Annotated in this window: 24 protein-coding genes; 14 read left to right on the forward strand and 10 right to left on the reverse strand. The window is 69.3% G+C overall.

The annotated features are described in order from the left end of the window. Positions 1-8 precede the first annotated feature (8 nt). Positions 9-899, forward strand: a complete 891-nt coding sequence (gene pspM, locus ACWEO7_RS18170) for a phage shock envelope stress response protein PspM (RefSeq protein ID WP_452424629.1) — start codon at positions 9-11, stop codon at positions 897-899. Between the two features lie 10 nt (positions 900-909). On the opposite strand, the gene ACWEO7_RS18175 is transcribed toward pspM, so the two are convergent. Then, positions 910-1,110 carry a hypothetical protein gene (locus ACWEO7_RS18175; RefSeq protein WP_067809022.1) on the reverse strand — a complete coding sequence of 67 codons (201 nt, stop codon included), beginning with the start codon at positions 1,108-1,110 and terminating at the stop codon, positions 910-912. A gap of 245 nt (positions 1,111-1,355) precedes the next feature. Here ACWEO7_RS18175 and ACWEO7_RS18180 point away from each other — a divergent pair, with 245 nt between their 5' ends. The 7 genes from ACWEO7_RS18180 to ACWEO7_RS18210 all read left to right on the forward strand — a co-directional run bounded on the left by ACWEO7_RS18180 (position 1,356) and on the right by ACWEO7_RS18210 (position 7,019). Further along, positions 1,356-2,864, forward strand: coding sequence for a phosphatase PAP2 family protein (locus ACWEO7_RS18180; RefSeq protein ID WP_452424631.1), 1,509 nt, complete (start codon positions 1,356-1,358; stop codon positions 2,862-2,864). 166 nt (positions 2,865-3,030) lie between these two features. Further along, positions 3,031-3,198: a hypothetical protein gene (locus ACWEO7_RS18185; RefSeq protein WP_450016530.1), complete on the forward strand. Its 168-nt coding sequence runs from the start codon at positions 3,031-3,033 to the stop codon at positions 3,196-3,198. 80 nt (positions 3,199-3,278) lie between these two features. Further along, positions 3,279-3,902 (forward strand): PRC-barrel domain-containing protein, encoded by a 624-nt coding sequence (locus ACWEO7_RS18190; RefSeq protein ID WP_452424633.1) that lies wholly within the window; start codon positions 3,279-3,281, stop codon positions 3,900-3,902. A 231-nt stretch (positions 3,903-4,133) separates the two neighbouring features. After that, positions 4,134-4,307, forward strand: coding sequence for a hypothetical protein (locus ACWEO7_RS18195; protein WP_355070211.1), 174 nt, complete (start codon positions 4,134-4,136; stop codon positions 4,305-4,307). A gap of 60 nt (positions 4,308-4,367) precedes the next feature. Then, positions 4,368-5,525, forward strand: a complete 1,158-nt coding sequence (locus ACWEO7_RS18200; protein WP_452424635.1) for a glycosyltransferase — start codon at positions 4,368-4,370, stop codon at positions 5,523-5,525. A gap of 64 nt (positions 5,526-5,589) precedes the next feature. Then, on the forward strand, positions 5,590-5,784 hold the full coding sequence (locus ACWEO7_RS18205) for a DUF3046 domain-containing protein (protein ID WP_450016537.1): 195 nt from the start codon (positions 5,590-5,592) through the stop codon (positions 5,782-5,784). Continuing rightward, a complete protein-coding gene (locus tag ACWEO7_RS18210; protein ID WP_452424637.1) occupies positions 5,781-7,019 on the forward strand; it encodes an APH(3') family aminoglycoside O-phosphotransferase in 1,239 nt (412 codons plus the stop codon). The genes ACWEO7_RS18205 and ACWEO7_RS18210 overlap by 4 nt, the downstream gene beginning before the upstream one ends. 3 nt (positions 7,020-7,022) lie before the next feature. On the opposite strand, the gene ACWEO7_RS18215 is transcribed toward ACWEO7_RS18210, so the two are convergent. Further along, a complete protein-coding gene (locus ACWEO7_RS18215) occupies positions 7,023-7,538 on the reverse strand; it encodes a CGNR zinc finger domain-containing protein (RefSeq protein ID WP_450016727.1) in 516 nt (171 codons plus the stop codon). A 154-nt stretch (positions 7,539-7,692) separates the two neighbouring features. On the opposite strand from ACWEO7_RS18215, the gene ACWEO7_RS18220 reads away from it, so the two are divergent. The 3 genes from ACWEO7_RS18220 to ACWEO7_RS18230 are packed head-to-tail and all read left to right on the forward strand — an operon-like array spanning position 7,693 to position 9,542. Continuing rightward, positions 7,693-8,154: a VOC family protein gene (locus ACWEO7_RS18220; RefSeq protein WP_452424639.1), complete on the forward strand. Its 462-nt coding sequence runs from the start codon at positions 7,693-7,695 to the stop codon at positions 8,152-8,154. A 29-nt stretch (positions 8,155-8,183) separates the two neighbouring features. Continuing rightward, positions 8,184-9,068, forward strand: coding sequence for a pyridoxamine 5'-phosphate oxidase family protein (locus ACWEO7_RS18225; RefSeq protein ID WP_452424641.1), 885 nt, complete (start codon positions 8,184-8,186; stop codon positions 9,066-9,068). 24 nt (positions 9,069-9,092) lie between these two features. Further along, a complete protein-coding gene (locus tag ACWEO7_RS18230) occupies positions 9,093-9,542 on the forward strand; it encodes a nuclear transport factor 2 family protein (RefSeq protein WP_452424643.1) in 450 nt (149 codons plus the stop codon). A 68-nt stretch (positions 9,543-9,610) separates the two neighbouring features. On the opposite strand, the gene ACWEO7_RS18235 is transcribed toward ACWEO7_RS18230, so the two are convergent. Next, positions 9,611-11,020, reverse strand: a complete 1,410-nt coding sequence (locus tag ACWEO7_RS18235; RefSeq protein ID WP_452424645.1) for an MFS transporter — start codon at positions 11,018-11,020, stop codon at positions 9,611-9,613. 98 nt (positions 11,021-11,118) lie between these two features. Here ACWEO7_RS18235 and ACWEO7_RS18240 point away from each other — a divergent pair, with 98 nt between their 5' ends. The 3 genes from ACWEO7_RS18240 (at position 11,119) to recX (ending at position 14,208) form a co-directional block, all read left to right on the forward strand. Beyond that, complete coding sequence (locus ACWEO7_RS18240; RefSeq protein WP_452424646.1) at positions 11,119-12,141, forward strand: Lrp/AsnC family transcriptional regulator; 1,023 nt, start codon at positions 11,119-11,121, stop codon at positions 12,139-12,141. 170 nt (positions 12,142-12,311) lie between these two features. Next, positions 12,312-13,355, forward strand: coding sequence for a recombinase RecA (gene recA / locus ACWEO7_RS18245; RefSeq protein WP_452424648.1), 1,044 nt, complete (start codon positions 12,312-12,314; stop codon positions 13,353-13,355). 196 nt (positions 13,356-13,551) lie between these two features. After that, positions 13,552-14,208 (forward strand): recombination regulator RecX, encoded by a 657-nt coding sequence (gene recX / locus ACWEO7_RS18250; protein WP_452424649.1) that lies wholly within the window; start codon positions 13,552-13,554, stop codon positions 14,206-14,208. A 485-nt stretch (positions 14,209-14,693) separates the two neighbouring features. On the opposite strand, the gene ACWEO7_RS18255 is transcribed toward recX, so the two are convergent. The 7 genes from ACWEO7_RS18255 to ACWEO7_RS18285 form a co-directional block, all read right to left on the reverse strand. Then, a complete protein-coding gene (locus ACWEO7_RS18255) occupies positions 14,694-15,146 on the reverse strand; it encodes a GlcG/HbpS family heme-binding protein (protein ID WP_452424651.1) in 453 nt (150 codons plus the stop codon). Beyond that, the gene (locus ACWEO7_RS18260; protein WP_452424653.1) at positions 15,094-16,041 is read right to left on the reverse strand and encodes a DMT family transporter; all 948 of its coding nucleotides are present in this window, start codon (positions 16,039-16,041) and stop codon (positions 15,094-15,096) included. Before ACWEO7_RS18260 ends, ACWEO7_RS18255 begins: the two co-directional genes overlap by 53 nt. After that, positions 16,031-17,551 carry a flavin monoamine oxidase family protein gene (locus tag ACWEO7_RS18265; RefSeq protein ID WP_452424654.1) on the reverse strand — a complete coding sequence of 507 codons (1,521 nt, stop codon included), beginning with the start codon at positions 17,549-17,551 and terminating at the stop codon, positions 16,031-16,033. Before ACWEO7_RS18265 ends, ACWEO7_RS18260 begins: the two co-directional genes overlap by 11 nt. Before the next feature lie 198 nt (positions 17,552-17,749). After that, entirely contained in the window at positions 17,750-18,652 is a 903-nt protein-coding gene (locus ACWEO7_RS18270; protein ID WP_452424656.1) for an amino acid ABC transporter permease, read from the reverse strand. Further along, the gene (locus ACWEO7_RS18275; protein ID WP_452424657.1) at positions 18,649-19,329 is read right to left on the reverse strand and encodes an amino acid ABC transporter permease; all 681 of its coding nucleotides are present in this window, start codon (positions 19,327-19,329) and stop codon (positions 18,649-18,651) included. The genes ACWEO7_RS18270 and ACWEO7_RS18275 overlap by 4 nt, the downstream gene beginning before the upstream one ends. A 107-nt stretch (positions 19,330-19,436) precedes the next feature. Next, positions 19,437-20,273, reverse strand: a complete 837-nt coding sequence (locus tag ACWEO7_RS18280) for a glutamate ABC transporter substrate-binding protein (protein WP_452424659.1) — start codon at positions 20,271-20,273, stop codon at positions 19,437-19,439. A gap of 51 nt (positions 20,274-20,324) precedes the next feature. After that, positions 20,325-21,053 carry an amino acid ABC transporter ATP-binding protein gene (locus ACWEO7_RS18285; protein WP_452424697.1) on the reverse strand — a complete coding sequence of 243 codons (729 nt, stop codon included), beginning with the start codon at positions 21,051-21,053 and terminating at the stop codon, positions 20,325-20,327. Between the last annotated feature and the right edge of the window lie 124 nt (positions 21,054-21,177).

The following is a 21,177-nucleotide window of genomic DNA, read 5'->3' on the forward strand; positions in this document are numbered from 1 at the left end:
GAGAAGGTATGAGCGGCAGTGCATTTCGCGAGCGTGGGCCCGAAACGCGGCGCCTGCGCGGGACGGCGATGATCCGGGCCCAAGCCGCGCTCGCGCCACAGCCGGGCAGCCTGCCGGACAGTCTTCGCGAAGTCGGTGAGAACGCGCTCGTCGCCGTGCGGCGCTGGGCCGATCCACGGGAGCGGGAGTTGCGCCGCCGCCGCAGGGCCCGCCGCCGCAGCTTCCAGCTGGGCACGGTGTCCGGCCTCACCACAGTGGGAACCGTTGGGCTCGTCGCCCTTTCGGCGCCGGTGTGGGCCGTGGTCGTGGTCGGCGGCGGCGCGGTGGCACTGGTCACCGGCGCGGCGCTGAGCACTCGTCGCTATCTGCGACTGCGGGGAGCGCCGCTGCCACATGCGGTGTTCCTCCCGCGCAAGCAGCCACCGGTATGGTCGAACGCCCGCCCGTCGATCGCGCGTCTGGTGCGCGCGGAGAAGGCATTGCACGGCTTGGGCGTTCAGATCGCCCGCTCGCATCGGCTGCCTCCGGACGAACTGGCCGACATGCTCGAGACCGCCGCCTCGGGTGCGGCGGCGCTCCATGCGCTGGCTGCCGACATCACGGCGATGGAACAGGGGCTCGGGGCCATCGGAAGCGCGAATTCGCCCGCGGCGGTGGCGCTCACCGAGAACCTGCGGCTGATCCTGGCCAGGCTCGACGCGGGCGTCACGGAGTATGAGCAGGTGGTGGCCGCGGCGGGCCGGATTCTCGCGGTGCCGGAGACCACCGTGGTGCGGCACAACTTCGACACCATCGTGGCGGATCTGCGCCACGCCTCCGACCGGCTGGACGGGTGGGCGCAGGCCCTCATCGAGGTGGCCGACAAATCGGTGCCCGCGTCGCCGCGGCCACCGATCTGATCCGGGCCGGTCAGCTCGGCCGGTCCCGGCGGCGAAGTTCCTCGGCTCTGGCCCGAAACGCCGCGCCGACCAGTTCGCGGCTTTCGGCCATGAGGTCGAGCACTTCCCACGACGCTTTGCGGGCGGCCGATCCGACGATTCCCGCGATCGCCGAACCGTGCCGCCGGGCCGCGGCCGCGAGTTCCTGTGCCAGCTCGTTCGTCTGTTCCATCGGGGTCCCGGCCGTCAGAGGAGATTCAGTGCATGACTGTGTGCTGATCGGGGTGTCTGCGTCATTGGATCATCCCTTCCCTGGTGTCGCGCAGCGCCGTTTGGCGTTGAAGATTAGAGTACATCCGTGCACTGAAGTCGCATCGGTCTCGACCGCGCCGGGGGATCCCGCGCACGCCCGAGCGCTCGCGTCCGCACCGAGTGGTCGTGTGGGCGCGGCGCTCGAGCGATCGGTAGGCTGCGGCGATGCGGTTTCTCTCGACTCGCGAACGCGACGGCGGGGTGATCGGAATGACGAGCAGCCTGGATCGCTGGCTGGTCGGCCGCAGTGCGCGCGTGCGGGCGACTCCGGCGGACCGGGCGTTGAGCACCGCCGCCGACAAGAGTCGCTTGTGGATGGCCCTCGGGGCGATCTTGTTCGTCGCCGGAGATCGCTCGGCCCGCCGCGGCGCGGTGCGCGGGCTGCTCGCGCTGAGCATCGCCAGCGGCGTGGCCAACGGTGTGGCCAAGCCGCTGTTCCCGCGCCGTCGTCCGCCGGACGAATCAGTTCCGTTCGTGCGCAGGCTGGTCGCGCCGCCGGTCTCGTCATCGTTCCCCTCCGGGCACGCGGCCTCCGCCGCGGCCTTCGCGACGGGCTTGGCGCTGGAATCGCCCGCGGCGGCCGTCGCGGTGGCCCCGATCGCCGCCGCGGTGGGATATTCGCGTGTGCACATCGGCGTGCACTGGCCCTCTGATGTGGTCGCGGGCGCGCTGTTCGGTAGCGCGGTCGCACTGGTCACTCGGCGGTGGTGGGCGGTGCGCGACGACGAACACGCCGCTCTCGGTCCGGTCGAACACATCGACCCGCTGCCGAAGGGCGCCGGATTGCTGCTGATCGGCAATCCGCACGCGGGATCGGGCGATGGCGACGACGCGCTCGCCGACCTGCGTGCGCGACTGCCCGCCGCCGAGGTGCTGGAACTCGGCGGCGACGATTTCGAGGAGCGGGTCGACGAACTGGTGCGGCGCGGCGATCTGCGCGCACTCGGCGTCGTCGGCGGGGACGGAACGGTGTCGGCCGTCGCGGAGTACGCGGTCCGTCACCGGTTGCCGCTGGCGGTCTTCGCGGGTGGCACGCTGAACCACTTCGCCAGGGACGCCGGAGTGGAGCGGACCGACGTGACCGTCGCCGGGCTGGAAGCGGGCGAAGCGGTGCGGGTCGACGTGGCGGGTGTCTGTTTGGACGGCGCCGAGCAGCGCACCTTCGTGAACACCGCCAGTCTGGGCGGTTATCCCGATTTCGTCCGTGTTCGCGAGCGCTGGGAACGGCGGATCGGCAAATGGCCCGCGGCGGGAATCGCCATGGTGCGCGTGCTGTTCCGCGCCCAGCCGCTGCACGTCACCGTCGATGGCGACCACACCGCGCTGTGGATGCTGTTCGTGGGCAACGGCACCTACCACCCGGCCGACCAGATCCCCATGTCGCGTCCGGAGTTGCGCGGCGGCACCCTCGATGTCCGTTACCTGCGCGCCGATGTTCCGTTCTCGCGGCTGCGGCTGGTGTTCGCGACGTTCACCGGCACGCTGGCGTACTCGCCCACCTATCGGCACCGCAGGGTTTCCCGCGTGGATGTGCGGGTCGCCGAGGAGGCGGTGTCGCTGGCCACCGATGGCGAGGTCGACCATCGCGGCAGGGACTTCCGATTCACCAGCGGACCGTCGGCGCTGATGCTGATCAAGCGTGGGCGGGCGGGGAGCTCGCAGCGAAATGGATAACAAATAGCTATCAGATAGCTGTGTCATCGCTTCTGTCGCGGCGTGTCGGCGAATTGGGTGCTGAGGCTGGTTTGGTCGAGCAATGCGCGGGTAGTTGCCAACATGTAGCTGATCATTTCCGGTCTCGTCTGGGGCCGGGCACATGCACTACTGGCAGGAGCACGTCATGCTCGATGTTTCCTACCGTCGATCGCTGCTCGACCAGGACACGCAGCGGCTGGACGTCAGCCGGTATCTGACGTGTGACAGCGCCGAGGACCCGGTGCGGCTGTCGCGCAGAACGCAGCGCGTCGCCGCGAGCCCCGACGTCACCGATCGACCCACCAGCGATTGAACTGCTTTTCCCAGCACGCGCGGTGGACAGCCGCGTTCTGTCGAGCTGCGCATCGCACGGACGAACTGCGGAGGAACCCCATGACTGAAATGCTGGAAACGCTCATCGGCAGCTCGGTGTACGGCCCTGAAGGCGAGAAGATCGGCAAGGTCAAACGGGTCTACGTCGACAACAATTCCGGATCGCCCACCTGGATCGCGGTATCCACCGGTCTGTTCAGCGCCGACGCGTTGGTCCCGCTGGCGGGCGCCGAGCATCGCCCCGAGGCGGCCGTGTTGCAGGTGCGAGTCGGTAAGGATGCGGTCAAGGCCTCGCCGCAGCTGGACCACAACGGGCAGATCAGCCCACAGGCCGAGCAGGAACTGTTCGACCATTACCAGATCGATCCGGATCAGTCCGCCTGGGATGTCTACGGCAGGCAGCCGGTGCCGCAACCGCCGCGCACCCGCCCCGCGATGACCCGGCCGCCGGAGCGGCGGACCGGGGAACCGGGAGGCGTCGCGACGGCGCGTATGCGGAACAACCCGGGTCCGGACGAGGAGACGTTGCGGATGCCGGCGTCCGGCGATCGGTCGCGCATGGGCCTGGATCCGATGGTCGACCCCTACGCGGTCGACACCGCCGATCTCGGTATGCGGGAACCGGATGGCATGCCGCACGACGATCCTCTGGCCGACGAGTTGCCGGACGCCGAGCCCCGCTGATCGGCTCGTCCTCGACGATGGTGTGCGCGTCCTGCGACGCGCATACCATCGTGGCGTATTCGGGACGGGAGATCTTCGGTCGGCGGCGAAACCCCGATCGCCGCGCGACAAGCGGGGCGCCGACCTAAGGGGGAACCCTGATTTACACCCCGAAATGCTTCCTCACCTGGTGATTTCCGCTGATTCAGGTGCCATGCTCGAAGCGTAAACCGACTTCTTGGAGGCATCGAAATGTTGTGGAAGATCATCGGCATCGTCGCGGTCGTCTGGATCGCGCTGGCCGTCATCGGCGCGCTGATCAAAGGCCTGTTCCCGATCCTGGTGATCAGCGCCATCGTGTTCGGGCTGTACCTGCTGTACAAGGCGGTCTCGGGCTCGGACAAGTCGACGGTGAGCAAGCTGTAGCAGACGAGTGCCGCGATGTGGGTGTGATCGGCCCCGGAGGGGGTGTGGCAGGCTAGGCGGATGCGAGTAGCCGTCGTCGCAGGGCCCGATCCCGGTCACGCGTTCCCCGCAATCGCGCTGTGCTCGAAATTCCTGGCGGCCGGTGACGAGCCGGTCCTGTTCACCGGTCCGCGGTGGTTCGACGCCGCGCTCGCCGCCGGAATCGGGGTGCGCAGACTGAAAGGCCTGGCGCCGCGACCGGTGGACGACGACACCGACGCCGGGCAGCGCATCCACGAGCGGGCCGCGCACATCTCTACCGAGATCCTGCCCGAATTGAGCGCCATGCTGCCCGAACTGGTGATCTCCGACGTGCTGACCGCGGGCGGCGGGATGGCCGCGGAACGGCTCGGCGTCCCGTGGGTGGAGCTGTCCCCGCATCCGCTGTACCTGCCGTCGAAAGGGTTGCCGCCCATCGGAAGCGGGCTCGCGCCCGGTTCGGGTCTGCGCGGTCGGGTGCGCGACGGCGTACTGCGCGGCATGACCGCACGCGCCCTGCGGAACGGGCGTCGCCAGCGGGAGCGGGCGCGGGAGAGCGTCGGCCTCCCCGCGGTCGATCCCGGGCCCGCCGCGCGCCTGATCGCCACCCTGCCCGCGCTCGAGGTACCGCGCCCCGACTGGCCGGAATCCGCCCACGTGATCGGTCCGCTGCTGTGGGAGCCGACCGACGCGATCCTGGACCTGCCGCCCGGGGACGCGCCGCTGGTCGTGGTCGCCCCCTCGACCGCGCACACCGGTGTGGCGGGCATGGCCGAGACCGTTCTGCGGGCGTTGGAGGGAACCGGTATCCGCGTGGCCATTTCGATGCTGGACACGCCGCCCGCCGATCTTCCGCCATGGGCCACGGCGGGGTTGGGGCGGCAAGACGAACTGCTGACCCACGCGTCCGTCGTCGTCGGCGGCGGCGGTCACGGCCTGCTCGCCAAAACGCTGTCCGCCGGCGTCCCGATCGTCACCGTTCCCGGCGGCGGCGACCAGTGGGAGCTGGCCAATCGGGTGGCGCGACAAGGTAGTTCGATCGTCGTCCGGCCGCTTTCACCCGAGGCCGTCCGTGCCGCGGTCGGTGCGATCCTCACCGATCCGCGCTACACCCGAGCGGCGAGGGAGGCCGCCGCCACGCGCGATTTCCCGGACCCTGTCGCCCTGTGCCACCAGGTCTGTTACGCCGTCCACCCCTGACCGGGGCGGGTGCCGGGCGTGCCCCTGACCAGCGAACGAGCGGGACGGGAGTAAGTTCGGGACGGTGCGGTTGACCGAGTTTCAGGAACTGTTGCATACCGAGTTCGGTGTGGCCCGCGGCGACGCCCTGCTGTCCGACCACGTGATCCCGGCGTTGGGCGGGCGCACCGGCGCCGCCGCCATCGAGGCCGGAACCGATCCCCGCGACGTCTGGCGCGCCCTGTGCGCCGAATTCGACGTGCCGAGGACGCGCTGGTGAGCGCCCCCGGGCAGGTGGAGCGCGACGAGCCGCTGTACCGGTTCGACGAGCGGCAGCGGATGATCCCGCACGACCCGGATCGGTTGGCGGTCCGGGTGGCGCAGGCACGCCCCGACGACTTCGCGAGCTACCGGCAGACCGGCATCGAGTTGATGCTGCTCGGCCGCTACGACGAGGCGCTCGAGCACCTCGATCGCGCGCTCGAACTGGTGGACACGGAGCGGCGCCGGATCACCGTGTGGATCAACTTGGGCGACGTCTACCGCTATCGCGGCGACGCGGGCACCGCGGAGACGTTGTACCGCCGCGCCGTGGAACACGCGCGAGTAGCCGCGCCGGAGGTGCTCTCGTTCGCCGTGCAGCACCTGGGCAAGGCGCTCGCCGAACGGAACCACCTGGCCGAGGCGCGCGAACTGCTGGCCGAGGCGATGCGGCTGCGCGTGGCCGAGGGCGATCCCGAGGAGATCGAAGCCACCCGCACCGCGCTGGACACGCTGGCCGAGCTGCCGATTCCGTTGCCGCCCGCCGTCGCGGCGCTGTTCGGCGAGGCGCCGAGCTGGTCGGACGAGCACGAGGGCATGAGCGGTGGTGTGGTGCGCGTCGACGGCGCCTACTGGCTCAAACGCGGTCCGAAGGCCGTCGCCGAGTATCAGCGGCTCACCTGGCTGCGTGAGCGCGGGATCGCCGTGCCGGAGGTGACGGCGTTCGAGGACGACGTGCTGGTGCTCGCGGATGTGGGCGTGCCCAGCTTGTCGGCGGGCTCCGGCAGCGCCCACGCGGCCTCGATCGGCGCCGCGCTGGGCGCGCTGTTGCGCCGGCTGCACAGCATTCCGGTCGCCGAATGCCCGTTCGACGGACGCCTGGACGTCGTGCTGGCGCGGGCGCGCCGCAACGTGGTCGAAGGTCTGGTGGACGCGGACGATTTCGACGACGACAACGCCGGGGCCACCCCCGCGGAGATCCTCGAGCGGCTGCTGGCACAGCGGCCGGAGCGTGAGGATCTGGTGGTGGCGCACGGTGATTTCACCCCGCCGAACGTGCTGGCGAACGGCGTTCTCCTCGACGTCGGCGGGCTCGGTGTTTCCGACCGTTACCGCGATCTGGCGCTCGCCGTCCGCGACCTGCGCGCGGATTTCGGCGAAGCGGAGGTGACGGCCTTCTTCGCGGCCTACGGACTGGCCGAGCCGGACGAGAGCCGCTTGACGTATTACCGGCTGCTCGACGAATTGTTCTGAGCCTCAGGGCTTTCGCGCGTAGTGCCGCGCCGCTTTGGTGCGGTTGCCGCAGGTGGCCATGGAGTGCCAGCGGCGGGTTCCGTTCTTCGAGGTGTCGTAGAAGAACAGCACGCACTCCGGATGCGCGCATTGGCGGATCCGATCGGGTGCGGTGCGCAGCAGCTCCAGCAGATTGTCGGCAGCCAGCCAGCCGGGCAACCAAGCTCGCTCCGGGACGTCCACCAGGTCGGCGGGCCCGGACGCGGTGAGCGCGCGGCGGACGCGGCCGTGTTCCAGCACGTCGTTGAGTCCGGCGGGGGAAGCGTGCACCACCACGTCGTAGATGGCGGTCCGAGCGGTCAGCACCGCGTTCAAGGTGGCTTCGTCGGCGGTCGCGCGATCGGTGAGTCCCGCCGACGCCAGCCAGGTGCGCAGGCCGGTGACATCGGTGAGCAGGTCCTGTGGTCCGTGCTCGATCCATCTCGTGTTCAGCAGATCGAGCGCCAGGGGTTCACCGAGGTGGGGGCGTGGATCGGGCATGCCCGAGGGTACCGAGTGGGCGCTCTCCTCCAGGGCCGTCACCTCCTTTCTAACTGCTGAAAATAATTTAGACGGTTGACACCATTGTTCCCGGGTCGGTACGTTCTAACCAGTGAAACCGCATAAGGCGGTTGAATCTTCCGAGGAGGAACTCATGACCGCGGTCGCCGCACCTCAGCTCAGCACCGGGCACATCGGCCTGAATGTCTCGGATCTGGATCGCTCGGTGGACTTCTACCGCCGGGCTCTTGGTTTCGAACAGCTCGCCGCGAGCGCCGACGAGCAGCGCCGCTGGGCCTTCCTCGGTCGCGAGGGCAAGCTGGTCATCACGCTGTGGCAGCAGAGCGGCGGCGCGTTCTCCACCGAAACGCCGGGGCTGCATCATCTTTCGTTCCAGGTCGACAGCATCGACCAGGTGCGCGCGGTGGAACGGGTGCTGCGTGAGCTCTCGGTCGCCTTCGCCCACGACGGCGTGGTGGCGCACGGCGAGGGCGTCGCCTCCGGTGGGATCTTCTTCACCGATCCCGACGGCATCCGGCTGGAGGTGTACGCGCCCAGTGGCGCGGAATCCGCTCCCGCGCCCAGCGGTGCGGCACCGACCTGCGGCTTCTTCTGATCCGGCCGCGTAGCGAAGGGAGTATCGCGATGGAGGCGTTCCACCGTGGGGAGGTCGCCGTGCAGCGCCGGATGGGGCAGGCGGACATCGCCGGACGGGTCGGTCGCATGATCCGCGCCGATATCCCCGCGGTCGCGGCCGATTTCCTGGCCGAGCAGCGGATGGTGGTGCTCGCCGCCGCCGACGCGGCGGGCAGGCTGTGGGCGAGCGAGCTGGTCGGGCAGCCGGGATTCGTCCGAGCGGTGGACGACCGGACCATTTCGGTCGGCACCATGCCCGCTGCCGCCGACCCGCTGCACGAAGCGCTGACCCGCCGGTCTCGCGTCGGCATGATCGCCCTGCAACCGCAGCGGCGCAGGCGGATGCGCGTCAATGGAAGGTCCGCGCCGGAGGACGCGGGCTTGCGCATCGTCACCGATCAGGTGTACTCGAATTGTCCCAAGTACATCTCGCGGCGGGACGTCGCGAGCTACACGCCCGGCGCCACGACGTCCGCGGTGCGTCGCGGTACCGAATTGGGTGCCGAGCAGCGGTCCGCGATCGCCTCCGCCGACACGTTCTTCGTCGCGACCGCGGACGAGGAAGGCAACGCCGACGCCTCGCATCGCGGCGGGAATCCCGGCTTCCTGCAAGTGCTCTCGCCCACGCGGCTGCGCTGGCCGGACTATCGGGGCAATTCGATGTTCATGACGCTCGGCAACCTCGCGGTCAACCCCCGCTGCGGGATCCTGATCCCGGACTGGTCCACGGGCGCTACGTTGCAGCTCACCGGCACGGCCGAGTTGGTCTGGGCGGCCGAGACCTTCACGGCGGGCGCGCAGTGCTCCCTCGATTTCACCATCGAAGAGGTGGTCGAGCGATCCGCGGGAGCGCTGAGATGGGGCCCTGCCGAACTTTCTCCCGTGAATCCCTGAAACTTCGAGAGAAGGAGTTGTCCCATGCGACCTCCGCTACCCCCGTTCGACGTGGAATCCGCCGAAGCCAAGGTGCGGGCAGCCGAAAATGTCTGGAACACGCGCGATCCCGAAAGGGTCGCCGCCGCGTACACCGAAGATTCAATGTGGCGCAATCGCGACGAGTTCTTCACCGGTCGTGACGCCATCGTCGAGTTCCTCACCAGGAAGTGGTCCATCGAGAACGGCTACGCGCTGCGCAAGGATCTATGGGCCTTCCACGGCAACCGCATCGCCGTGCGGTTCCAGTACGAATGGCACGACGAGTCCGGCCGGTGGTTCCGTAGCTACGGCAACGAGCAATGGGAGTTCGCACCGGACGGGCTGATGTCCCGGCGTGAGGCCAGCATCAACGATGTCCCGATCGGGGAATCCGAGCGGCGCATCTTCGGGCCACGCGAGCCTGGTGACGAGTCGGTGCTGCCGCAGCGTTAGGGCCGCAGGGGCACGGGAAACGGCGGCGCTCGTCCGGGACGCCGCCGTCTCTTCGTGCCGAATCGCGATCAGGCCGCGACGGCTTGCCGCTCGGCTTCGGGCGATCCGGCGTCCGCGCGCTTCCGGTGGAACAGTCCGAACGCGACCAGTCCGAATCCGATGCCCACCGCCGCCGCGATGCCGAACGCCGCGTCGAGCCCGGCGACGAAGTGCGGCAACGTCATCGGCTGCGCGGCGTAGGCCACCCCGCGGAAGACGGTGCCTAGCACCGCGACGCCGAGCGCGAGGCCCAGTTGCCGGGCAGTGTTCACCGCACCCGCGGCGGTGCCCGCTTGCTCCGGGGCGACCGCCGCCATGCCGACCGAGACCAGCGCGGGCGCGTTGACGCCGATCCCGATGCCGATCACCACGAATCCCGGGATCAGCGCGACCCAGGAGGACTCGGCGCCGACGATCATCAGCAGCCAACTGCCCAGGCCGACCACCACCAACCCCGCGCCGATGGTCCATTTCGGCGCGACATCGTGCAGCAGCCGACCGAAAGCGCCCGCCACCACGAACGCGGTCGCGGCCATCGGGAGCATCGCCAGACCCGCGTGCAGGGGCGACATACGCAGTTGCTGTTGCAGCCACAGCGAGATCAGGGGAGTGCTCGCGAACGCGGCGAACGTCTGTCCGAACGCGCCGAACAGGGTCGCGCCGAAATCGCGGTTGCGCAGCAGTGCCAAGGGGAACATCGGTGCGGCGCCGCGCGCTTCGACCCAGCCGAAGATCGCGGTCGCGGCGGCCCCCAGCGCGAACGCCGTCACCGCGGCCGCGTCCGTCCAGCCGTGCTCACCGCCGCGGATGACGCCGTAGGTGACCGCCGTCGCCGCGGTCGCGAAGGCCAGCATGCCCGGCACGTCCACCACCCGGCCCACGCGCCGCTGGACGGGCGGGAACACGGTGGCGGTCAGCCCGATCGCCAGCACGGCGATGGGCAGGTTGACGAAGAAGATCCAGCGCCACGACAGCGCCTCGGTGAGCACGCCGCCGAGCACCACTCCGATGCCCGCCGCCGCCCCGGACACCGCGCCCCAGACGCCGAAGGCGACACCGCGGTCACGGCCGGTGTAGGTGGCGTGCAGCAGCGACAGCGTGGTGGCGAACATGGCCGCGCCGCCGACGCCTTGCAGCGCCCGCGCCGCGACGAGGGCCGCCGCGTTCTCGGCGACGCCGCACCCGAGCGACGCGATCGCGAAGACGACCAGCCCGGCCAGGTACGCGTGCTTCGCGCCGACGCGGTCGGCGAGCGAGCCGAGCACCAGCAGCAGCGCCGCCAGCGCCAAGGCGTAGCCGTCCACCACCCACTGCAAGCCGGACAATCCGGTGTCCAGATCGGCGGCGATGTCCGGCAGGGCGACGTTCACGATGGTGACGTCGATGAGCAGCATCAGCGTGCCGAGGCACGCGGCGAATAAGGGGAGCCATTTCCTCACGGGAGCCTCCACGGCGGATTCGAATGATTTCGACGCCAAGCGTGCGGCAATCGGACGGATCCCCCTAGCCGCAGCGACAACTGCGTTAGATTCCTCCTGTGCGCGATGGTAGTCCGAGAGAATCTTCCGATCTGGATGTCCTGGACAAACAGATCGTGCACGCGCTGGTTCACGACGCCCGGATGCCATTCGCCCGGCTTGGCGGCGCTCTCGGCGTCTCCGAGCAAACGGTGGCGCGGCGTTACCGCGCGCTGCGGCAGCGCGGCATCCTGCACGTGGCCGGACAGGTGAACGCGGCGCCGCTCGGTCACGCGCGCTGGGTGCTGCGCTTGAAATCGACGCCGGCCAAAGCGCTGCGGCTGGCCGAATCCCTGTCCCGGTTCCCGGATCTGAGCTGGGTGACCCTGCTGTCCACCGGCTCCGAGGTGACCTGCGTGGGCAGGCCGCGCTCGATCGAGCGGCGTGACGCGCTGCTGTTGCAGATCCTGCCGCGCGCCCCGCAAGTGCTGGCGCTGACCGCGTACGAGGTCATCCATCGTTTTCCGCTCGACGAGGAGTGGCCGCGCTATCGGCACCTGCTCACCGCCGCCCAGCTCGACGCACTCGGCCCCGCCCGGCCCCGGACCGCGGACGCGGGACCGGACGCGCCGGTGAACCTTTCGGCGGCCGACGAGGCGATGCTCACGCTGCTCGGCCGGGACGGGCGCGCTCCGTACGCCCAGCTCGCGGCCGAAACCGGGTGGACAGCGCCGCGAGTCGCGCGGCGCATGGCCGAGCTGACCGCGGCGGGCGTGCTGTACTTCGACGTCGATTTCGCGATCGAGCGGATGGGCTACGGCGTGCGCGGCGCGCTCTGGCTGCGCGTGCTGCCCGCCGATCTGGAGGCGGTGGGGCGCGCGCTGGCGACGCACCCGGAGATCGTGTTCGTCGCCGCCACCACCGGGCCGTCCAATGTGTTCGCTTCGATCATCTGCCGCGACACCGCGGATCTCTACCGGTACGTGACCGAGCGGCTCGGCGCGCTGGACGGGATCACCGACGTGGAAGTGACGCCTTCCCTGCGCGTGCTCAAACAGGCGCAGACGCTGCTGGACACCGACCGGATCGCCCTGGTGCGCTGATCGCGCGGCGCTCGCCGGAGCGGGCGGGAGCGGCGCGATGCGCGCCGGGCGCGTCGCTTGACTCGAACACCTGTTCGTCTAGGCTGGTCGCCAGAACTTGTCGGTGCCGCGCTCTACTGTAGGCGCCAACCACAGAACGAGACCTACCCGTCGAAAAGGGGATCAAGACCATGGCACCACAGGCGTACGACCGGGACAAGGCGCTCGAACTCGCGCTGGCCCAGGTGGAGAAGAGCTTCGGCAAGGGTGCCGTCATGCGCCTCGGCGAGGAGGCGCGCCAGCCGATCTCGGTGATCCCCACCGGCTCGATCGCGCTCGACGTGGCGCTGGGCATCGGCGGCCTGCCGCGCGGCCGCATCGTCGAGATCTACGGCCCGGAATCCTCGGGTAAGACCACCGTGGCGCTGCACGCGGTGGCCAATGCGCAGGCCGCGGGCGGCGTGGCGGCGTTCATCGACGCCGAGCACGCGCTCGATCCGGACTACGCCCGCAAGCTGGGCGTCGACACCGACGCGCTGCTGGTCTCCCAGCCCGACACGGGTGAGCAGGCGCTGGAGATCGCCGATATGCTGGTGCGCTCCGGCGCCATCGACATCATCGTCATCGACTCGGTGGCCGCGCTGGTGCCGCGCGCCGAGATCGAGGGCGAGATGGGCGACAGCCACGTCGGTCTGCAGGCCCGCCTGATGAGCCAGGCGCTGCGCAAGATGACCAGCGCGCTGAACAATTCCGGCACCACCGCGATCTTCATCAACCAGCTGCGCGAGAAGATCGGCGTGATGTTCGGCTCGCCGGAGACCACCACCGGCGGCAAGGCGCTGAAGTTCTACGCGTCGGTGCGCCTGGACGTGCGCCGCATCGAGACGCTCAAGGACGGCAGCGACGCGGTGGGCAACCGCACCCGCGTGAAGGTCGTGAAGAACAAGGTCTCCCCGCCGTTCAAGCAGGCCGAGTTCGACATCCTCTACGGGCACGGCATCTCCAAGGAGGGCTCGCTCATCGACATGGGTGTCGAGCACGGCTTCATCCGCAAGTCCGGCTCCTGGTACACCTACGAGGGCGATCAACTCGGCCAGGGCAAGGAGAACGCTCGCAAGTTCCTGCTGGAGAACGTCGACGTCCGCGACGAGGTCGAGAAGAAGATCAAAGAGAAACTCGGCATCGGCGCCGATGTGACGGCCGATGCGGCCGCGGAGGTGCCCGCCGATTTCTGAGCCGACGCACAGCCGTCGCTCGCCCGGAACGGCTCCGGCCGATTCCGGGCGGCCACGGGCCGACGCGGTGCAGGAGATGCGGCGTCGGCTGGAAGAACTCTTGTCCGCTTCCGGTCCGCCAGACGGTGCCCGGTCCCGCGGACAGGACGCCGAACTCGTGCGGAGGGCCGAAGGTGGTTCGGTTGCGCCGGACACCATGGGAACTCGGCCGGGCGCGTCCGATCCGCAGCGGGCGCGCCCGGCTGGGTCCCGTCGTGGTCCCCGGGGTGCGCGGGCGCGTATCGGCTCGCCCTCGGCCGACTCCGGTCTTGCCGAAGGAGGGAGGGCCGATCCGGGAGCGGCCGGATCCGAAGCCGGAACGGTCGAACAGGCGAAGGAGGCGTGTCTCCGCTTGCTCGCCGTTCGCGCCCGCAGCCGTGCCGAGCTGGCTCAGCGTCTGGCCGCCAAGGGGTACTCGGCCGAAGTGAGCGAACGGGCGCTCGATCGCCTCGGCGAGGTCGGTCTCGTCGACGACGCAGCCTTCGCCGAGCAATGGGTGCATTCCCGGCATACCTTCTCCGGTAAAGGCAAGCAGGCTCTCGCGCAAGAACTTCGGCGCAAGGGCGTCGCGCAGTCGGATGCCGTGGCCGCCCTCGACGCCATCACCACCGACGACGAGGAAACCCGCGCCGCCGAGCTGGTCCGCCGCAAATTGCGTTCTCTGCCGCGAGATTTGGACCGGGACAAGATGATTCGCCGTCTCGTCGGCATGCTCGCCCGCCGTGGCTACGGTCAGTCCACGGCGTATCGGGTGGTCAAGGCTGAACTGGCCGATCAGGGGCCGGCGGGCGACCTCGACGAGACCATCGACTGAACTCGCCCATGCGGCTCCCGGCGATCGGGAACCGTGCTCCACCAGTTCGAGGTGTTTTCGTACACCGGCGGCAGTCGAACCGCGCGAGTTGGTGGGAGTTCGTCGACGGTACCGACCTCACCGGAATGGGCACCTGGTCACCGCTGCCGAAGCCATGCGCGGTCGTGCGGGGGAGCGTGCACGGTTGGCGCCGACCGGATCCGGCCCGGTGGGGGGAAGCCCTATCCCGCTCACAACTGCGCTCCACGCCGGTCGGCTGTGCGGGATACGGATGGTCGGTGTGCGGCTACTGCTCGGGCTACGGCCCGGCACAGCCGCCATGCTAGCGAAATCGCGGGCGACTACGGCGTTTTCGATCGGTTTGCTGATTGTCGCTGCTCGGACAGCCGATCGGGGCCCGGCCCGCGGCGGTCGAAGTTTGTACCCTTCGTACCGCCGCGGCGGAGGTGCAACGCTGCGCGGGTTTCGGGTGCGGCATCGTCGGTCTACACCTCTCCTGTATCGGCGGATAGACCTGCGGCCTCGATACCCGCCACGGCGGCGCGTTCGTCCTCCAAGGAGGTCGCGGCCCCTGTCGAACCGACTGAGCCGAGGATTCCGCCCGCCGCGTCCCGGATGAAGACACCGCCGGGGACGTCGAGGATGCGCCCTTCGGCGAGCGCGGCCACCGACGTGAAGAAGGTCGGCGCGGCCGCCGCGCGGCGGGCGATCTCGCGGTTGGAGACGCCGAGGCCGAGCACGCCCCAGGCCTTGGCGATCGCGATCTGTGGTCGCAGGAGGCCGGAGCCGTCCTGGCGTTGTAACGCGACGAGATGGCCGCCGGGATCCAGAACCGCCACCGTGAGCGGGTCGAACCCGTGCGCGGCGCCGTAGGCCAGCGCCTCGCTAACGATGAGCGTCGCGCGTTCCAGCGTGATCGAGGTCGTGGTGACCGTCATTTCCTACTCCTGTGTCGAGGACTTTCGGATTGCGTTGGCTACAGGTCAATGCCGCGAGTACGAGCCCGGCACCGGCGACCTGCGGCCAGGTGACACGTTCTGCGCCGGCCGCGACGGCGAATACCGCCGCCGTCACCGGCACCGCGAACATGAAGACCATCGTTTGCGCCGACCCCACCCGCCGCACGCCCCAGTACCACGCCACGAGGCCGTAAATGGTCACGGCCAGCACCGAAAAGGCCAGTGAGACCAGGGTTGTTCCGGAAAGCCTCGGCAAGTCGCGCGGCGGTGCCAGTGCGGACGCCGCGGGCAGCAGGACCGCGGCGCCGATCGCCGAGGCCCACGCCGTCACCCGCAGGGGGCTGTGGTCGACCAGCAGGGGACGGGTGACGACCGGGTAGGCGCCCCACAGCGCGGACGCGGCCAAAGCGGCCAGATTCCCGAGCGCGCGGTTCGGCGCCGCGTGGCCCGCCTCGCGGCCGAGGACGACCAGGACCACACCTGCCATCGCCACGCACGCGCCGATCAGCACGGCGGCGCGGACGGGCTCACCGCTCAGCCGCGCGAGCAGCGCGGTCCAGAACGGCGACAACGCGATCAGGATGGCGGACTCGGTGACCGTGGTGAGCGCCACCGCGGCGCTGAAGGCCAGCTGATACGCCACGATGCCGATCGCGGCCGACAGCGCCAGCCGCGGCCACCACCGGCGCGCGATGGCGGGCCTGCCCTCCACGGCGCACGCGAGGACCAGCAGCAGTGGCGCGGCCGCGGCGAAGCGGATCGCGTTGAAGGTCACCACGTCCAGTTCGCGCAGACCCCAGCCGGTGACCGTGTAGCTGGCGCCCCACACGGTGCTCACCGAGGCGAGCACCCAGGTCGCGCGATCAAGCCGCACGCGGCACGCTCACCTGATCCAGCACGTGGCGCACCGACTCCAGCGCCGATTGCAGCGCGCCTTGGATCCAGGCGTGCGCGACCGAGAGATGCTCGCCGGCGAAGAACACCCGCGGCGCCGGATGCGGATGGGGGGCGCCGATTTCCGCGAGGTAGCGCGCGTGCTGTCCCGGCGCCAGGTAGGCGAACGCCCCGCCGCCGATGCCGACCTGCTCGTCCCAGGTCCAGTGCACGACGTCGTCGACGACGGCGGTCAAGCCGGGATGCAGCTGTTCGAGCGAGGCGAGCACGATTCTGGTGCGGTCGCTCTCGGGCAGCGCCGCGAACCGCCGGGCGTTGTTCTCCCACAGGTAGGCCGCGGTGAGCACGGCCGGTGCGTGCGAGCGCTCGGGATCCGCCGAACTCCAGCGGGCCGACTCGGGGGCGAGCCGGGCGTTGTCGGACGGATACCACACCTGCTGGATCGGCAGATCGGTGAAGCTGCCGCCGCCGAAGATCCCGTCGACGTGCTCCCAGTGCCGCTCACGGACGTGGACGAGGGTCTTCGTGCTGCTGGCGTAACTGATGCCGCGGATCGCCTGCCGCTGGGGCGCGGGCAGCGCGGGGGAGATGTCGATCTGATCCAGGCCGGGCGCGGGTACCGCGCAGATCACGAAGTCGACTTCGTCGGTGAACGCCGCGCCGTGCCGCTCGCCGCGCAACCGCACGCCCTCGCCGGTGACATGCAGTTCGGTGATGCGGGTGGCCAGTCGCAGGCTGCCTGGGCGCAGCGCGTCGGTGAAACCGCGGATGAGCGCATCGGTGCCGTCCACCAGCTCCAGTTGGTCGACATTGAACAACCCGAAGTAGTCCACGAGCACTTCCAGCAGCGAGGCGTGCTCGTAGTGCAGCAGTCCGCTGGCATGCCCGATCAGATCCCAGGCGTCCGGCGAGAGGCGTTGCCGGGTGAACTGCCACAGCGAGGTCGCCGCGAGCCGGTCCAGCTCCGGGTCGGCCACGTCACCGGCCAGCAGGGCCTTGCGCCGATGGTCGCCGAGGCCCTGCCAGGCGGCGCGCAGCAGCCGCTCGAGCACCAGCAGCGGGTCGGTGCGCTCGGCCTCGTCCAGCTGGTAGGCGGGCAGCACCTGTTCCACCTGCGACCTGCGCACTCGACGGCCACGCAGCAGATAGTAGGCATCCGGGTTCGCGTTTACGAAAGGCCTCGTGGCCAAGCCGAACTCATCGACATAGTGCAAGGTGCAGTGATGGTTGCCCGGGATCCGCATCGCCCCGAGCTCACCGTGGGTTCCGTCCCAGAACCGCCAGGTGCGGACCCGCCCACCGGGACGTGCCGTGCGCTCATAGACGGTCACGTCCAGACCGTGGCGTTGCAGCTCATAGGCGGCGGCCAGACCGCTCGCGCCCGCGCCGATCACCGCGACCCGTGCGGGGCCCGCGTTCCCGGGATGGCGCAGTTCGCCGGGGAAGGAGAAGGACTCGTCGAAGAGAAGGTCGGAGGTACGGCTGGTCATCGATCAACTCCCGCAGGTATGACGCGCTGATGACCGTCCCACCGGTCGAATACCGGGGATCGGCGTATGCCTACGAGATTGACGGGACGCCGCCGAGGGCACGAGTGTTGCGCTCAGCTCGAGCACAACACTCGGGCACCCGTGCGGTATTGCCGCGCGCTAACCAGTTCGCTTGCGCGGCAACGTTTCCAGCCCGGCTCAGGGCCTCTGGCCGAGGTCGACGCCGGGCGCGGCATCGGTGATGACCGAGTCCGCGGCGACCACCGCGCCGCCGCCCTTTCCGCGCTTGCGCGCCCGCAGCCGCCGTTCCAGCCTGGTCGCCACCACCGTCAGCGCGCTGTTGAGCGCGATCATGACGATCGCGATGACGATCAGCGCCGGAACCGTGTTCTGTTCGGCCGCGCCGAGTTGCTGGCCGGAGCGCACGATTTCGACGTAGGTGATCTGGTAGCCCAGCGCCGAGTCCTTGAGCGCGACCACCATCTGTGAGACCAGCGCGGGCAGCATGGCCGTGATCGCCTGCGGCAGCAGGATCAACCGCATCAGCTGGTTCTTGCGCATGCCCAGCGCGACGGCCGCCTCGGTCTGCCCCTTCGGCAGCGAGCGGATGCCCGCGCGCACGATCTCCGCGATGACCGAGCCGTTGTAGACGGTCAGCGCCGTGACCACCGCGGCGAGTGCGAGATCCTCGGACTGGAACACGTCGTACTGGGAGTACACCGCGAACAGGAAGATCATCAGGATCAGCACGGGGATGGCGCGCGCCACCTCGACGACGGTTCCCGCGACCCAGCGCACCACGCGATGGTCCGACAGCCGCAGGACGCCGAAGATCATGCCGATGATCAGCGCGAACACGATGGACAGCAGCGCGGCGACGACGGTGCCGCGCAGACCGGGCAGCAGATAGGTCGACCAGACCTCCGCCTCCAGGAACGGCTTCCACTTCTCCGCGGTGAACTGCCCCTTGTCGGCGAAACCGCGATAGAGCACCCAGCCCGTCGCGGCCACGGCGACCACGACCAGCAGCGAGTAGACGTTGTTGCGCAGCCTCGCCTTCGGGCCCGGCGCGTCGAACAGGACCGAAGCGCCTGCGCTCATCGGGACACCTCGTATTTCTTGGCCAGCCAGCCGAAGAACAGGCCGGTCGGCAGGGTCAGGATCACGAAGCCGAGCGCGAAGATCGCGCCGATCGCCAGCACCGCGGCCTCGGTCTCGGTCATCTCCGCCATCAGGGTCGCCGCTTCGGCGACGCCGATCGCCGAGGCGATGGTGGAGTTCTTGGTCAGCGCGATCAGCACGCTGCCCAGCGGGGCGATCACCGAGCGGAACGCCTGCGGCAGCACGATCAGCCGCAGATTCTGCAGGAAGCCGAATCCGAGCGAGCGGCCCGCCTCGGACTGGCCCATCGGCACGGTGTTGATCCCCGCGCGCAGCGACTCGCAGACGAAGGAGGCGGTGTAGATGCTCAGGCCGACGACCGCGAAGCGGAAGTTGTTCTGGGCCAGCGAGTTCGGGCCCTCACCGGCGAGGCGCCAGCCCATCGTCGTGTAGAGGCCCAGCGACATGAACACGATGATCAGCGTGAGCGGAGTATTGCGGAAGATGGTGACGTAGGCGGTGCCGACCCAGCGGGCGACCGGCACGGGGGACACACGCAGCGCCGCGACGACGGTGCCGAGGATCAGCGCGCCGACCGCGGACAGCACGGTCAGCTGGATGGTCACCCAGAAGGCTTCGAGGATTTTGCTGTCGTACCTTGAGATCAGGTCGAACACGGCGGACGCGTTCCTCCGATCGGGTCTCGATGGTCAGGGGAGGTGCGGCGGGTGGCCCGGCCCGGTCGGGGACGGGCCACCCGTGCTGAGGCGAACGGTGCGGACGCTCAGTACCGGTTCACCGTCGGCGGCTGCGGGGCCTGGTAGCCCGAGGCGCCGACGGTCGAGTCGAACGCCTTCTTCCAGGAACCGTCGGCGATCATCGCCTCGATCGCGTCGTTGATCTTGTCGCGCAGTTCCTTGTCGCCCTTTTTCGACCCGATGCCGTAGTTCTCGGTGGTGAACGGCTTGCCGACCACCTTGAACGCGCCGCTGCTCTGCGCGGCGTAACCGGCCAGGATGATGTCGTCGGTGGTCACCGCGTCCCAGGATCCGGCGCGCAGCCCCTCGAGGCAGAGCGAGTAGGTGTCGTTGGTCTGCAACTGGGTGTCGGGGAAGTTCTTCTCGATGTTCTGGGCCGGCGTGGAGCCCTTCACCGAGCAGACCTTCTTGCCCTTCAAGTTGTCCGGGCCGTTGATGTCGGTGTTGTCGGCGCGCACCAGCAGCGACTGTCCCGCGACGTAGTACGGACCGGCGAAGTCGACCTTCTCCTTGCGCTTGTCGTTGATCGAGTAGGTGGCGACGATGTAGTCGACCTGTCCGTTCTCGATCAAAGTCTCACGCTGCGGCGACGGCGCTTCCTTGAACGTGATGTCGTTCGGCTGCACGCCCAGTTTCCCGGCGACGTACTTCGCCACCTCGACGTCGAAGCCGCTGTAGGACCCGTCCTTGTTCCGCAGGCCCAGGCCCGGCTGGTCGAACTTGATGCCGATGGTGAGCTTGCCGTCTTTGGCGTGATCCAGGGCGGACTTGTCGCCGCCGCCGCCACACGCGCTGGCGGTCGCGGCGGCGAGTGTCAGGGCGATCGCTCCGACACCGATGCGCAGAGCGCGATTGATCCTCATCGAGTTCCTTCTCCCTATCCAGTGGGTGTGCTGGCCGCTGTGTCCGGCAGGTCAGTGGCTCAAGATCTTGCCCAGGAAGTCCTTCGCTCGCTCGGACTTCGGGGCGGTGAAGAAGGCGTCCGGCGCCGCGTCCTCCACCACCTGGCCGTCGGCCATGAACAGCACCCGATTCCCCGCGCGGCGCGCGAAGCCCATCTCGTGGGTGACGACCAGCATCGTCATCCCGTCCTTGGCCAGCGACACCATGACCTCCAGCACCTCGTTGACCATCTCGGGGTCCAGCGCGGAGGTCGGCTCGTCGAACAGCATCACCTTCGGGTTCATCGCCAGCGCCCTGGCGATGGCGACGCGCTGCTGCTGGCCGCCGGACAGCTGCGCCGGGTACTTGTCGGCCTGATCGGCGATGCCGACCCGGTCGAGCAGCTCCATGGCGCGGGTCCGGGCGGCGTCCTTCTTGATCTTGCGGACCTTGACCGGCGCGAGCATGACGTTCTCGAGGATCGTCTTGTGCGCGAAGAGGTTGAAGGACTGGAAGACCATGCCGACGTCGGCGCGGAGCGCGGCCAGCGCGCGGCCCTCGGCGGGCAGCGGGACGCCGTCGATGGCGATGTCGCCGGAATCGATCGGCTCCAGCCGGTTGATGGTGCGACACAGCGTCGACTTGCCGGATCCCGAGGGGCCCAGCACGATGACGACCTGCCCTTTGGGGACCTCGAGGTTGATGTCCTTGAGTACGTGCAGGTCGCCGAAGTGTTTGTCCACTTTGCGCATCGAGATCATCGGTGGGCTGCTCGTTGCGGCGTTGACGGCCCCGGCAGAGGCGTCCCCGGTCGTGGCGGGCGCGGCGTCGTCGTCGGTCATGGTCATGACCTTAGGCAAAAATCGGAAATTTGCCCGACTTTTG

It is taken from the genome of Nocardia sp. NPDC004260 (assembly GCF_053603155.1).

Coding starts and splice junctions, on each gene's coding strand:
- pspM (WP_452424629.1), top strand. CDS start 9: ATGAGCGGCAGTGCATTTCGCGAGCGTGGGCCCGAAACGCGGCGCCTG.
- ACWEO7_RS18175 (WP_067809022.1), bottom strand. CDS start 1,110: ATGGAACAGACGAACGAGCTGGCACAGGAACTCGCGGCCGCGGCCCGG.
- ACWEO7_RS18180 (WP_452424631.1), top strand. CDS start 1,356: ATGCGGTTTCTCTCGACTCGCGAACGCGACGGCGGGGTGATCGGAATG.
- ACWEO7_RS18185 (WP_450016530.1), top strand. CDS start 3,031: ATGCTCGATGTTTCCTACCGTCGATCGCTGCTCGACCAGGACACGCAG.
- ACWEO7_RS18190 (WP_452424633.1), top strand. CDS start 3,279: ATGACTGAAATGCTGGAAACGCTCATCGGCAGCTCGGTGTACGGCCCT.
- ACWEO7_RS18195 (WP_355070211.1), top strand. CDS start 4,134: ATGTTGTGGAAGATCATCGGCATCGTCGCGGTCGTCTGGATCGCGCTG.
- ACWEO7_RS18200 (WP_452424635.1), top strand. CDS start 4,368: ATGCGAGTAGCCGTCGTCGCAGGGCCCGATCCCGGTCACGCGTTCCCC.
- ACWEO7_RS18215 (WP_450016727.1), bottom strand. CDS start 7,538: ATGCCCGATCCACGCCCCCACCTCGGTGAACCCCTGGCGCTCGATCTG.
- ACWEO7_RS18220 (WP_452424639.1), top strand. CDS start 7,693: ATGACCGCGGTCGCCGCACCTCAGCTCAGCACCGGGCACATCGGCCTG.
- ACWEO7_RS18225 (WP_452424641.1), top strand. CDS start 8,184: ATGGAGGCGTTCCACCGTGGGGAGGTCGCCGTGCAGCGCCGGATGGGG.
- ACWEO7_RS18230 (WP_452424643.1), top strand. CDS start 9,093: ATGCGACCTCCGCTACCCCCGTTCGACGTGGAATCCGCCGAAGCCAAG.
- recA (WP_452424648.1), top strand. CDS start 12,312: ATGGCACCACAGGCGTACGACCGGGACAAGGCGCTCGAACTCGCGCTG.
- recX (WP_452424649.1), top strand. CDS start 13,552: ATGGGAACTCGGCCGGGCGCGTCCGATCCGCAGCGGGCGCGCCCGGCT.
- ACWEO7_RS18255 (WP_452424651.1), bottom strand. CDS start 15,146: ATGACGGTCACCACGACCTCGATCACGCTGGAACGCGCGACGCTCATC.
- ACWEO7_RS18265 (WP_452424654.1), bottom strand. CDS start 17,551: ATGACCAGCCGTACCTCCGACCTTCTCTTCGACGAGTCCTTCTCCTTC.
- ACWEO7_RS18270 (WP_452424656.1), bottom strand. CDS start 18,652: ATGAGCGCAGGCGCTTCGGTCCTGTTCGACGCGCCGGGCCCGAAGGCG.
- ACWEO7_RS18280 (WP_452424659.1), bottom strand. CDS start 20,273: ATGAGGATCAATCGCGCTCTGCGCATCGGTGTCGGAGCGATCGCCCTG.
- ACWEO7_RS18285 (WP_452424697.1), bottom strand. CDS start 21,053: ATGATCTCGATGCGCAAAGTGGACAAACACTTCGGCGACCTGCACGTA.